The sequence below is a fragment of the Gordonia amicalis NBRC 100051 = JCM 11271 genome (assembly GCF_000332995.1).
GTDB lineage: Bacteria > Actinomycetota > Actinomycetes > Mycobacteriales > Mycobacteriaceae > Gordonia > Gordonia amicalis.
Window position 1 is genome coordinate 47,889 of sequence record NZ_BANS01000015.1, and the last position, 11,728, is coordinate 59,616.

Here is an 11,728-nt window from a genome sequence, read left to right on the forward strand (position 1 = left end):
CCTCGGCCTACTCGGCCGGCGGTGGGACGGCTCGGCTTGCGCCTCGGCCTACTCGGCCGGCGGTGGGACGGCTCGGCTTGCGCCTCGGCCTACTCGGCCGGCGGTGGGACGGCTCGGCGTGCGCCTCGGCCTACTCGGCCGGCGGTGGGACGGGTCAGATGTTGGAGTTCAGCGCTGGGAAGCCTTCGGGCAGTTCGGCGGCCGGCGCGTCGCTGAACTGTCCGGCGTCCAGGTCCAGGCCGTGTGTGTAAGCAGCCATCGAGATCGATCCGGCCGCATGTCCGTCGACCAGCAGATCCAGTGGCGACTCCTGCGCCAGACCCGCGACGTAGAGCAGCGGCAGGTAGTGATCGGGTGTCGGCACGGAATTCTCGAAGTCGGGATGGCCGTCGAGGCTCAGGACGTGAGAGGGGTTGTCCTGCAGCACTTCGCGCGCAGCGTCGTCGAATCGGTGGGCCCAGTCGTATCCGCTGTCGGCCTTGCTGAAATCGACCGCCCGCAGGTTGTGGACGATGTTGCCGCTGCCGATGATGAGCACGCCCTGCTCCCGTAACGGCGCCAGCTTTCGGCCGAGTTCGTAGTGGTGCTCGAAGTCCTTGAAGGCGTTGAGGGACAGCTGCAGAACCGGGATCGACGCGTCCGGGAACGTGTGCACCAGAACCGACCAGGTGCCGTGGTCGATGCCCCAGCTGTCCAGGTCTAGGCCGCACCACGTGGGTTTGACCACGTCGGAGACCATCTCGGCGACGTCCGGGGCGCCGGGTGCGGGGTACTCCACGTCGAACAGGTCCTGCGGGAACCCGTAGAAGTCGTGGATGGTGCGCGGACGCGGCATGGCCGTCACTGCTGTCGCGTTGGTGTACCAGTGTGCGGAGATCACCAGGATCGCCCGCGGCTTCGGAACCGCCTGCCCCAACGCCCGCCACGCCTCGGTGTACCGGTTGCGCTCGAGTGCGTTCATCGGGTTGCCGTGTCCGATGAACGCTGTGGGCATCGTCGGTCGGGCAGTGGTCATGAAGGCCGCCTCGGGTCGCGCGGGTCGGGTCACCGACGACGGTACGCCGCCGGCCGCCGGACAGCTTCGCAACACGAAGTACCGCCATTTGTGTGCCGTGTCCGCCGAGTTCGGACTCGCGACGACGGCCGATGCCAGAAGCTGACCGTATGGCAAAGCGCTGGTCGGTGGTCGTGGCACTACTGTTGGTCGTCGTGCTCGCGGCTTGCGGGTCGTCCGGTTCGTCCTCGGATTCGCCCACCTCGGCAGCCTCCGCAGACCCGGAGAAAGCCGCGGCGATCGAGCGGATCGTCGAAGACCTGATGGCGTCGAAGCACCTCAAGGCAGTGATCGTCCGCGTGACCCAGGACGGCGACGAGGTGATCACCAAGGCGTTCGGTGAATCCCAGACCGGTATCCCGGCCACCCCCGACATGAACTTCCGCAACGGTGCCGTCGCGATCGCCTACGTCGCCGCGGTCCTCCTGCAGCTCGTCGACGAGGGCAAGGTGTCCCTCGACGACACCATCGGCAGGTGGGTTCCGGAGATCCCACACGCCGACGAGGTGACCCTCGGTCAGTTGGCGACCATGACCTCCGGATACCAGGATTACGTTCTCGGCAACGAAGCCTTCGAGAGGACTGAACTCAACAATCCCTTCAAGGCGTGGACGATCGACGAGATGCTGTCCTACGCAATGGACAAGCGGTTGCTGTACGAGCCCGGCACCAATTGGAACTACGCCCACACCAACTACGTGATCCTCGGTCTGGCGCTGCAGAAGATCACCGGCAAGCCCGTCGAAGATCTGCTCCGCGAGAGGATCTCGGAGCCGCTGGGTCTGACGAACACCGTGTCGAACCTGACCGCGACGATTCCCGAGCCGGCCCTGCACGCATACTCCTCCGAACGTCGCGGAATCCTGAATCTTCCGCCGGATACGCCCTTCTACGAGGAGACCGCCGGCTGGAACCCGTCGTGGAGCATCACCCACCGTGCCATCCAGACGTCGAACATCTACGACGTCGAGGCCACCGGGCGCAAGCTCTTCGCCGGCGAGACGCTCTCGAAGGAGGCCTACGAGACGATGACCTCGACCCGGCTCCGCGGGATCGCCCGGCCGTTGTCCGGGTGCGCGACGTGCCGGGAGATGAACGAGCGCTACACATACGGGATGGGGGTGGTCCTCGCCGGGGAATGGATCGTCCAGAATCCGCTGTTCAACGGCTACGCCGCCGTGGTCGGATATCTGCCGGAGGAGAAGATCTCCATCGCCGTCGCGGTGACCTACGAATCGGAGGCGTTCGGCCCCGACGGTTCCTACGACAACGGTGGCAACCCGATCTTCTCGCAGATCGGGGCGCTGATGGCGCCCGATCACGCACCGCCGATCCCGCGGGACTGACTACCTCGCGTGACGGACGTGGCGGCATGCCACGATGTTTCGCATGATTCTCGCCGAGTCCGCGTCCACGGACACCTCAGTGATCGTGTCGCTGTTCTGGATCGTGCTCATCGCCGCGGTGTCGCCGCTGTTGTCGAGGCTGTCCCGCGGCTACGTTCCCGACGCCGTGCTGCTGCTGGTGTTCGGGATCGTGATCGGCCCGCACGCGCTGGACTGGGCCGACCGCACGGGCATCGACATGCTCAGCCAGCTCGGCCTGGGCATGCTGTTCCTCCTGGCCGGTTACGAACTCGACCCGAAGCTGTTGGGCGGCAGGCCTGGTCGAGTCGCGCAGCTGTCCTGGTTGGTGAGTCTCCTCATCGCCTGGGGTTCGGTGGCCCTGGTCGCCACGGTTCTCGCGCTGGGTCTGAGTGAGGCCGGCTTCACCGCCCACATCGCGATCGCGATCACCCTCACCTCGACCGCGCTCGGCACCCTGCTGCCCATCCTCAAACAAGCCGGCCTCGACGGCACCCGCCTGGGGCGTGCGGTCATGGCGCACGGGGCGGTCGGCGAGCTCGGCCCGGTGCTCGCGATGTCGCTGCTGCTCACCAGCCGGAGTTTCGGCGGTGCGGTGATCGTACTGGTGCTCTTCGTGCTGGCTGCTCTGCTGATCGCGGCTGCCCCGCAGCACATCCTCGCGCGCATCCCCGGCATCGGGACGGCGATCGGTGAGATGGCCGGCGGAACGGTGCAGTTGCCGGTGCGCGTGGTGGTGCTGCTGCTCGTGTCACTCATGACGGTGGCCGCGGTGTTCGACCTCGACGTCGTGCTGGGCGCCTTCGCGGCCGGATTGATCCTGCGCCGGCTCATCGGACCCGAACACCCGCATGTCGGTAGGTCGTTGGAGGTCATCGGGTTCGGAGTCCTGATCCCGATCTTCTTCGTCACCTCGGGTATGAACATCGACGTGTCCGCGGTCGCGTCCAAGCCCGGGACGTGGGTCGTGCTGGTGCTGGCCATCGCGATCGCCCGCGGCGGTCCCGTCTGGTTCAGCGCCCGTTTCCTCGACGACGGGCACTTCCTGAGACACCCGCGCGAGCGTGGTCAGCTGGCGCTGTTCGCCGTGACCGGATTGCCGATCATCGTGGCCGTCACCGAGGTCGCGGTGTCCTCGGAACTGATCTCCGCCGCGCTCGCCTCCACACTGGTGGCCGCCGGCGCGACGACGGTCCTGCTGTTCCCGCTGGCCGCCAGGCTCATCGGGAGATCCACTCCAGCAACCGATCCGACGACCACGTCGTGACGATCCGGTCCGGGTCGATGTCGTGCTCCACGGCACGACGCGCACCCAGGACCTTGAACTCGAGCTGGCCGGGCGCGTGCGCGTCGGAATCGATCGCGAACAGACAGCCGGCTTCGAGGGCGATCTCGATCAGCTCGTCGGGCGGATCCACGCGTTCGGGTCGTGAGTTGATCTCCACGATCGTGTCGTTCGCGGCGCACGCCTCGAAGACCGCGCGAGCGTCGAAGGTCGACGGCGGTCGGTGGCCGCGTCCGCTGAGCACCCGGCGGCCGGTGCAGTGCCCCAGGACATGGACGCGAGGGTCGGACACGGCGTTGACGAGCCGGGTCGTCATCGCGTCGTGGTCCATCCGCAGGTGTGAGTGGACGGAGGCGGTCACGGTGTCGAGGCGTTCGATCATCTCGTCCGACTGATCGAGCGCGCCGTCGTCGAGGATGTCGATCTCGATTCCCCGGAGAAGTCGAAAACCATTGCCGTGCAAGCTGTTCCACTCGTCGATGGCTTCGATCTGGGAGGCCAGTCGTTCGGCACTCAACCCGTTGGCGACCGTCAGGCGCGGCGAGTGGTCGGTGATCGCCAGCCAATCGTGGCCCAGGGCCCGTGCTGCAGAGGCCATCTCGGTGATGGGGGCGCCGCCGTCGCTCCACTCGGTGTGTGCGTGGAGGTCCCCGACGACGGCGGTGACCAGATCGTCGGCGCCCTCCGGCGGGAACGGCGGATCCTCGTCCTGAAGCCGGGCGAGATAGTCGGGGACCCGGCCGTCGACGGCCTGTCCGATGACGTCCGCGGTGGTCTTCCCGATGCCCTTCACCGTGGTGAGGGATCGGCCCGATGCCCGGTCGCGCAGGTCGTCGGCGGAGAGTCGTGCCGCGGCCTGGGCGGCTCGTCGGAACGCCTCCACCCGGTACGTGCTCTCTCGTCGCTGTTCGAGAAGCCAGGAGATGCGGGTCAGCGCCTCTACCGGGTCGACCGGAGGGGTCAGCGGTTCGAGCGGCTTCACACGTGCACCGGGTCGGAGACGAGTACCGCCCGGCGCAGAAGATGCAGCCGGGCGGTCGATCGGGTCGCCGAGGAATTCCTCACGCGTGACCGGTCAGTGTGCGGCCTCGAAGGCCTCGATGATGCTCTGCGGGATGCGGCCGCGGTCGCTGAGTTCGTAGCCCTCGCGGATGGCCCACTCGCGGATCGCCTTGGTGGTCTCCTTGTTGCGTCCGCCGCCGGCAGCGGCGGTGGTGGCCGTCGCGCGCTTGGTGACCCGGCCGGTCTGACGCGAAATGTCGAGGTATTTCGCGAGCGAATCACGGAATTGCTGAGCGTGCTTCGATGAAGTGTCGAACTCGTAATTCTTACCGTCGAGTGACCACCGAACAGTTTCGTACTGATCCAAAACCTTGCCGTCGAGATCGTCGATGACCTGAACGATTTCCTTCTTCGCCATGAAACGCTTTCCCCTCGATTTGTGTCATGCGACCAAGACGGTCGTGGGAGGTCTATTAAACCTTATCCACCCGGTTTGATCTATTCATCGGTACACAGCTTAGACCCAAACTATGAGTAGCCGCTGAGAACCCCCCCGCTTAGACCATAAAGTATCGAAAGGCCTCAGGGAAGCCGGGACGCCAGATTATTAGGGATTAGGCGCAATACTGCTGTTCGATGATCGCGTTCGGGGTGTCTCGGTCCGAGTTGTCGTCCGTGATGTCCGAGTTGTGGGCGTGATGGTCGTCGCACTCCGAGCGGATTCGCCCGTTTCTTCAGGGGAGAGTGCCACCAGATCTTCGGGTGCGCGATCGGCTGCGTAGATGGTTCGGTAACCACCGTCGGTCACCGAGAATCCGGATTTCGAACGCGATTCGAGACAGAACATGCCAATCGTCTCGATGAGGCAAGAGAATCGCGAAATGGAAATTGTGTGCCCGAAGTCGACTATTGAAGAGCGATAGAGAACCGGATAGCGATTGGCGCACGCACCATGTTGCGGACCGTCCGAACTGAGGATTGCGTAATCGGGCGCCCAGTCGCAGGATGCCGACGCCGTGGACGGAGCCTCGCGCCGCCTCGAAGGTCCGGAGTCGGCCCCGTCGTTGATACGGCAGACCAGCGACGACCGTCCGTTGGTGCCGGTCGAGCAATTGACTGATCGATCGGGTGTGGAGAAATGGAAGCCGGACGAGTCCTGTAACGGTGAATCCGCGGTCACCGAACCCTGATGAAAGCGCGAATTGTCGACTCGTGGGGCCAATGCGACCACTCGGCCGATTGTCCAATCGGGAAGATTCTGTGCCGTGTCCTCACCGGTGGTGGACGTCGTCGACGACGACTCGACCTCGGTGAGGGTGGACAGTTCGTCGGTCGGTGGAATGACGATTCGTGACGGCGTGGTGTCGGTGGGCAACGAGCAACCCGTGATCGTCACGATTGCCGCGACCGTCACGGTTGCGAATGACGCGCAGATCACACGGCCGAAGTGAGTCGGCCGCGGACGTGGGACGGGTACGGGCCGCCGTGGTCGATTTCCGTACCCTTGCATTGTGTCGACCCCCAAGATCGTTCTGTTCTACGTCTTCGTCCCGCTGCCCGATCCGGAAGCCATTCGGCTGTGGCAGCTGTCGGTGTGCGAGTCGCTCGGGCTGCGGGGCAGGATCATCGTGTCACGACACGGAATCAACAGCACCGTCGGTGGCGACATCGCCGCGGTCAAACGCTACGTCAGGACCACCCGTTCCTACCCCGGGTTCGCCGATGCCGACATCAAATGGTCGGACGGCGCCGGCGACGATTTCCCCCGCCTGAGTGTGAAGGTGCGCCCGGAGATCGTGACCTTCGGGGTTCCCGACGAGATCGTCGTCGACGAGAACGGGGTGGTCGGAGGCGGTGTCCGGCTGACGCCCGAAGAGGTCCACCGACTCGTCGACGAACGCGGTGACGAGGTCGTCTTCTTCGACGGCCGCAACGAGATCGAGGCGCAGGTCGGGCGGTTCGACGGGGCGGTGGTCACCAAGGCGCAGACCACGCGCGACTTCATCCCACTGATCGAGAGCGGTGCCTACGACCACCTCAAAGACCGTCCGGTGGTCACCTACTGCACCGGGGGCGTCCGGTGTGAGGTCCTCAGCACGGTCATGCGCAACCGTGGATTCAACGAGGTCTATCAGCTCGACGGCGGCATCGTGCGATACGGCGAGCGGTACCGCGACGGAGGGCTCTGGAAAGGATCTCTCTACGTCTTCGACAACCGCATGAGCACGGAGTTCTCCGATCGCGCCGAGGTGCTCGGACAATGCGTCGAATGCGGGGGTTCGACGAACAACGTCGCGAATCATCCCGACCGCGAGGGTCGGGACCTCGCCGTGATCTGCCCGGCATGTCTGGCCTGAGCACGTCCCGGACGGCCCGGCCGCCGGTGCCGGTGATCGTGGTCGCCGGTTTCCTCGGGTCCGGCAAGACGACCCTGCTCAACCATCTGCTGCGCACCGCGGGAGCCACCGGTACGAGACTGGGCGTCCTGGTCAACGACTTCGGATCGGTCAACATCGATGCACTGCTGGTGTCCGCCCAGGCCGACGGTGCGGTGAGCCTGAGCAACGGATGTATGTGCTGCACGGTCGACGCCGACGGTCTCGCCGACGCGCTGACCTCCCTGGTCCGCCCGAGCGCGAAGATCGACGCGATCGTGATCGAGGCCAGCGGGATAGCCGAACCGAGATCACTCATCCGGATGGTCACCGCGGTGACGGATCCGCGGCTTCGTTATGGCGGTCTGGTCTACGTGGTCGACGCCGCGCACATCCACGCGCTGCGCGAGGAACACCCAGAGGTCGACGCGCACATGGCGATAGCCGATCTCATTCTGGTCAACAAGTCCGACCTGATCACCGGCGCGGACCTGCGAACCGTCGAAGAGATTGTCGCGCAGCTGAACCCGACCGCAGCGGCGATGGTGACCCAGGAGGCCCGGATCGACCCGGCGCTGTTGTTCGACATCGACGAGTCGGCCGGGACCGACGAACCGCGAAGCGGACAGCTCACCCTCGACGAGCTGTTGCTCGAGGAACACGACCATTCCGGTCACGACCACCTGCACGCCGGGTACGAGGCGATCACCTTTCGGAGCGATGAACCGCTCGACCCGCGTCGGCTCGCGCGGTTCCTGGAGCGACCGCCGAGCGGATGCTTCCGGATCAAGGGCATCGTGCACTTCGACCGGCCGCGGTATCGGCAGAAGTTCGTCGTACACGCTGTGGGCGGGTTCGTCCGGGTGAGCCGTGAGTCGTGGGCGCCGCGGACGCCGTCGACCGAACTGGTCGCGATCGGTCGCGGTCTCGACGCCGAGGCCGTCAACGCCGAGTTGCAGGCCGCGATCGCGCGTCCGGAGGATGCGGAGGACGAGCACGGCATTCTCGGTGTCCTGCGCCACGTGCCCGACTGAGCGCGATACCCGCGACACGTGTGGCGCGGATCACGCGACACGCCGGTCCGGATGTCACATTCGGCTAACGAAATCCGGAACGCCCAGGTAGCGCATTTCGCAAACTCCGCTCGCCCTGTTTCACTGTTAAGTCTGTGACCAGTGTGACCAATGGTGCCTAACGGGAGGAGTGAGGCGAATGACCGGAGCTGAGATGCGCGATCGCCGCCTCGAAACGCCGATGTTCCAGAAGATGATGAAGAAGCGCATGATGACGACCGCCTTCGCCGTGACGGCAGTGGCGTCGACCGTGATGGCGTCGAACCTGGTGGTGGCGCCAGCGCAGGCCGCGCCGGCCCGTGGGACCGCGCTCGCGGGGAAGACGATCTTCCTGGACCCGGGCCACCAGGCGAGTGCTGCCGGTCGGAGCCTCAGTGCGCAGGTGTCCGACGGGCGCGGCGGCAAGAAGGACTGCCAGACCACCGGGGCCACGGGGGTGAACGGCGCCAAGGAGCACACCGTCAACTGGCAGGTCACCCAGTTGGTCAAGGCCGGCCTGGAGAGCCAGGGCGCCCGGGTGGTGCTCAGCCGGCCCGACGACGTCGGGTGGGGTGGCTGCGTCGACGAGCGTGCCGCCGCGGCGAGCCGGTCCGGCGCAGCGGTCGCGGTCAGCCTGCACGCCGATTCGACGAGCCGCGGCGCGGACGGCGCCAAGAAGGGCTTCCACATGATCGTGCCCTCGCTGCCGATCCCGGACGCCACCGTGAACCGCGTGCAGTCGGGTGAGGGGCGCAAGGCGTCGACCGTCATGCGCGATTCCTTCCTCGCTGCCGGCTTCCCGTCGGCCAACTACGCGGGGGTGAACAACGGCATCCAGACGCGTCCGGACATCGCCGCGGTCAACCTGACCAAGGTCCCGGCTGTCTTCATCGAGATGGGCAACCTGTCCAACCCGGCCGAGGCGGCCGCCCTGGCCGGACGCGATGGCCAGCTGAAGTACGCGATGGCCATCACCGACGGCATCCTGAAATACGTCAACGGCAATGCGGCCACCGGCGCCGCACCCGCACCTTCGGTGCCGCCGGCCGACGACGCCAGCGGGCTGTCCGCGGTGATCCCGTTCGTGCAGCAACTGCTCGCAACCGAGGAGCCCGAGGCCGTCGTCCAGTTGCTGGCCACCCAGGGGCAGGATGTGTCGGCACAGGTCCTCAAGGCGATGCTCACGATTCTGTACGGCCTGTTCGACGGGAAGCTGCCGATCGGCTGAGCCTGTCCGCCTCCGGCGGCTAACCTCGGCCCCATGGGCATTCGAGATCTCCTGGTGATGGACACTCCGGTGCCGTCGTTGCGCGGACGCAAGGTACTGATCACCGGGGCGGCGAGCGGGATCGGACGCGCGACCGCCGAGGCGGCCGCCGCACGGGGTGCCGAACTGGTGCTGACCGACCTACACGCCGATCAGCTCGACGAGGTCGTCGCGGGAATCCTCCGCGCCGACGGCACCGTGCTCTACCACCTCGCGGGAGACGTCTCCGACTACGACTGGGTGGCCAACTTCGCGCGGCAGGTCGACGCCGAGGTCGGCGTGATGGACGTCGTGATGAACATCGCCGGGATCTCGGCATGGGGCACGGTGGAGAATCTCGAGCACCGCCATTGGCGATCGCTCGTCGACGTCAATCTCATGGGCCCGATCCACATCATCGAATGCTTTGTGCCGCAGATGGTGCGGCGGGGGAGCGGCGGACACATCGTCAACGTGTCGTCGGCCGCGGGGCTGCTCGCCCTGCCGTGGCACGCCGCCTACAGCGCGAGCAAGTTCGGGATCCGCGGTGTCTCCGAGGTGTTGCGGTTCGATCTGCGGCGTCACGGTATCGGGGTGTCGCTGGTGTGTCCGGGCGGTGTGGACACCCCGCTGGTCGACACCGTCGAAATCGTCGGCGTCGACCGTGACGACCCGCGAGTCAAGGCCGCCATCAACAACTTCCACAAGGTCGCGGTGTCACCCGAGACCGCGGCCGCGGCGATCCTCAAGGGGATCCGCAAGAATCGGTTCATGGTCTACACGTCGTTCGACATCCGGTTCGGATACTGGTGGGCGCGGAAGTTCGCCCTGCCCTACGAGATCGCGATGCGGGTGGCCAACGATCGTTTCGACAAGCTCGCGCGGGTCAGCGGCACGACGCTCGAGGCGCGGGCACGCGACCACCATTCGGCGCAGTGAGCCGCGTCTTCCGTAAGACGCTGCGGGGCAGCGGCCCGCCGGGCGGTCACCGGGACTTCTTCGCGGCCGAGGTCGCCGGGTTGCGCTGGCTCGCCGACTCCGGCGCACCGGTGGCGAAGGTGCTCGCGGTGAGCGAGGACGCCATCGAACTCGAGTACCTCGACACGACGCGTCCGGATCGCGAGGCCGCCCGGGCCTTCGGAGCTGCGCTGGCGGGCATGCACGACGCCGGTGCCCCGCGGTTCGGTTCGCCGCCCGCGGGTTTCGACGGCCGGCTGTTCATCGGCCGGCGCCCGCTCAGTTCGATCGAATACGACTCGTGGGGCGAGTTCTACGCGCGGGAACGCGTCGAGCCGTATCTGCGTCCGGCGCGGGAGGCCGGCAATCTGACCGCTGAGGACGAGGATGCCGTTCGCGCCGCCTGCGAGCTGGTCGCGAGCGGAGGGTTCGACGACGACGAACCCGCGGCCCGCATCCACGGCGATCTGTGGAACGGCAACGTGCTCTGGACCTCCCAGGGCGTCGTGATGATAGACCCCGCCGCACACGGGGGTCACCGGGAGACCGACCTCGCGATGCTCGCGCTCTTCGGCTGCCCGCTGCTCGACGAGATCATCGACGGCTATCAGGAGACGCACCCCTTGGTGCCCGGTTGGCAGGACAGGGTCGAGGTCCACCAACTGCACCCGCTCGCGGTGCACGCCGCCGGGCACGGACCCGGCTACGGCACCGCTCTGGGCCGGGCCGCTCGGGCGTCCTCGGCGCTCGCGCGCAGATGACGCACGCGATAATCACCCGGTGTCTGATGACGATGTGCGGAGTGGTGTGTCCGGAAGTGTTCTGATCGTGTCGGCGACCCGCGCCGAGGCGCGGCATCTGCCGGCGGGTTCACGGTTGCTCATCACCGGGATCGGCAAGGTCCGGGCGACGATGGCGTTGAGTCGCGAGCTCGCCGCCGGTGCACCGGTCCGGCAGGTGATCAACATCGGCACCGCGGGGGTGCTGCGGGACGAAGTCGTCGGTCCCGGACGCGATCTGTTCATCCCGTCATCGGTGCTCGAACACGACATCAGCAGCGCCGAACTACGCGCCATGGGCTATGAGATGACCGACCGCTGGGAACTCCCGGACGGTGACGGAACGGTGCTGGCCTCGGGGGACACCTTCGTCGCCGACCCGGTGCGGCGGGCCCAACTGGCACGCCACGCCGATCTCGTCGACATGGAGGGATGCGCGGTCGCCCATGTGAGCGCGCAGTTCGGGATCCCGTGCCGGCTCGTCAAGGCCGTCACCGACAACGCCGACGAGGGTGCGATGGAGTGGCCCGAACTGGTCGACGCCGCGGCCCGAAAGCTGGGGCACTGGATCGAACTCAACGCCGGCGGCTGACGCTCGTCGGAGACCCCGCTGG

General features: G+C 66.6%; 12 protein-coding genes. 9 read left to right on the plus strand and 3 right to left on the minus strand.

Features of this window, described 5'->3' with window-relative positions; all coding sequences use genetic code 11:
* Nucleotides 1-154 precede the first annotated feature (154 nt).
* Nucleotides 155-994 (minus strand): 4,5-DOPA-extradiol-dioxygenase, encoded by an 840-nt coding sequence (ygiD, locus tag GOAMI_RS07740; protein WP_445614944.1) that lies wholly within the window; start codon nt 992-994, stop codon nt 155-157.
* 170 nt (nt 995-1,164) lie between these two features.
* Between ygiD and GOAMI_RS07745 the strand changes: the two genes are divergently transcribed.
* Together GOAMI_RS07745 and GOAMI_RS07750 are read left to right on the plus strand one after the other, a co-directional pair.
* Nucleotides 1,165-2,400 carry a serine hydrolase domain-containing protein gene (locus tag GOAMI_RS07745; RefSeq protein ID WP_006435903.1) on the plus strand — a complete coding sequence of 412 codons (1,236 nt, stop codon included), beginning with the start codon at nt 1,165-1,167 and terminating at the stop codon, nt 2,398-2,400.
* 43 nt (nt 2,401-2,443) lie between these two features.
* Nucleotides 2,444-3,685, plus strand: coding sequence for a cation:proton antiporter (locus GOAMI_RS07750; protein ID WP_006435904.1), 1,242 nt, complete (start codon nt 2,444-2,446; stop codon nt 3,683-3,685).
* On the opposite strand, the gene GOAMI_RS07755 is transcribed toward GOAMI_RS07750, so the two are convergent.
* On the minus strand, nt 3,639-4,685 hold the full coding sequence (locus tag GOAMI_RS07755) for a PHP domain-containing protein (RefSeq protein ID WP_006435905.1): 1,047 nt from the start codon (nt 4,683-4,685) through the stop codon (nt 3,639-3,641). The two genes, GOAMI_RS07750 and GOAMI_RS07755, sit on opposite strands and share 47 nt — an antisense overlap.
* Before the next feature lie 93 nt (nt 4,686-4,778).
* Nucleotides 4,779-5,123, minus strand: coding sequence for a histone-like nucleoid-structuring protein Lsr2 (locus tag GOAMI_RS07760; RefSeq protein ID WP_006435906.1), 345 nt, complete (start codon nt 5,121-5,123; stop codon nt 4,779-4,781).
* Nucleotides 5,124-5,970: 847 nt separating this feature from the next.
* Between GOAMI_RS07760 and GOAMI_RS23010 the strand changes: the two genes are divergently transcribed.
* The 7 genes from GOAMI_RS23010 to GOAMI_RS07795 all read left to right on the plus strand — a co-directional run bounded on the left by GOAMI_RS23010 (nt 5,971) and on the right by GOAMI_RS07795 (nt 11,706).
* Complete coding sequence (locus tag GOAMI_RS23010; RefSeq protein ID WP_006435907.1) at nt 5,971-6,156, plus strand: hypothetical protein; 186 nt, start codon at nt 5,971-5,973, stop codon at nt 6,154-6,156.
* A 60-nt stretch (nt 6,157-6,216) separates the two neighbouring features.
* Complete coding sequence (gene trhO / locus GOAMI_RS07770) at nt 6,217-7,062, plus strand: oxygen-dependent tRNA uridine(34) hydroxylase TrhO (protein WP_006435908.1); 846 nt, start codon at nt 6,217-6,219, stop codon at nt 7,060-7,062.
* Nucleotides 7,050-8,114, plus strand: coding sequence for a CobW family GTP-binding protein (locus GOAMI_RS07775; RefSeq protein ID WP_040004664.1), 1,065 nt, complete (start codon nt 7,050-7,052; stop codon nt 8,112-8,114). Before trhO ends, GOAMI_RS07775 begins: the two co-directional genes overlap by 13 nt.
* 220 nt (nt 8,115-8,334) lie before the next feature.
* Entirely contained in the window at nt 8,335-9,360 is a 1,026-nt protein-coding gene (locus GOAMI_RS07780; protein WP_040004677.1) for an N-acetylmuramoyl-L-alanine amidase, read from the plus strand.
* A 33-nt stretch (nt 9,361-9,393) separates the two neighbouring features.
* On the plus strand, nt 9,394-10,317 hold the full coding sequence (locus GOAMI_RS07785) for an SDR family oxidoreductase (RefSeq protein ID WP_006435911.1): 924 nt from the start codon (nt 9,394-9,396) through the stop codon (nt 10,315-10,317).
* Complete coding sequence (locus GOAMI_RS07790; RefSeq protein WP_006435912.1) at nt 10,314-11,096, plus strand: fructosamine kinase family protein; 783 nt, start codon at nt 10,314-10,316, stop codon at nt 11,094-11,096. Before GOAMI_RS07785 ends, GOAMI_RS07790 begins: the two co-directional genes overlap by 4 nt.
* 46 nt (nt 11,097-11,142) lie before the next feature.
* Nucleotides 11,143-11,706 (plus strand): nucleosidase, encoded by a 564-nt coding sequence (locus GOAMI_RS07795; protein WP_006435913.1) that lies wholly within the window; start codon nt 11,143-11,145, stop codon nt 11,704-11,706.
* Nucleotides 11,707-11,728 lie beyond the last annotated feature (22 nt).

What these genes read in the sequence shown, in the direction of transcription:
- ygiD (WP_445614944.1), bottom strand. Translation starts at nt 994, where the DNA reads ATGCCCACAGCGTTCATCGGACACGGCAACCCGATGAACGCACTCGAG.
- GOAMI_RS07745 (WP_006435903.1), top strand. Translation starts at nt 1,165, where the DNA reads ATGGCAAAGCGCTGGTCGGTGGTCGTGGCACTACTGTTGGTCGTCGTG.
- GOAMI_RS07750 (WP_006435904.1), top strand. Translation starts at nt 2,444, where the DNA reads ATGATTCTCGCCGAGTCCGCGTCCACGGACACCTCAGTGATCGTGTCG.
- GOAMI_RS07760 (WP_006435906.1), bottom strand. Translation starts at nt 5,123, where the DNA reads ATGGCGAAGAAGGAAATCGTTCAGGTCATCGACGATCTCGACGGCAAG.
- GOAMI_RS07775 (WP_040004664.1), top strand. Translation starts at nt 7,050, where the DNA reads ATGTCTGGCCTGAGCACGTCCCGGACGGCCCGGCCGCCGGTGCCGGTG.
- GOAMI_RS07780 (WP_040004677.1), top strand. Translation starts at nt 8,335, where the DNA reads ATGTTCCAGAAGATGATGAAGAAGCGCATGATGACGACCGCCTTCGCC.
- GOAMI_RS07785 (WP_006435911.1), top strand. Translation starts at nt 9,394, where the DNA reads ATGGGCATTCGAGATCTCCTGGTGATGGACACTCCGGTGCCGTCGTTG.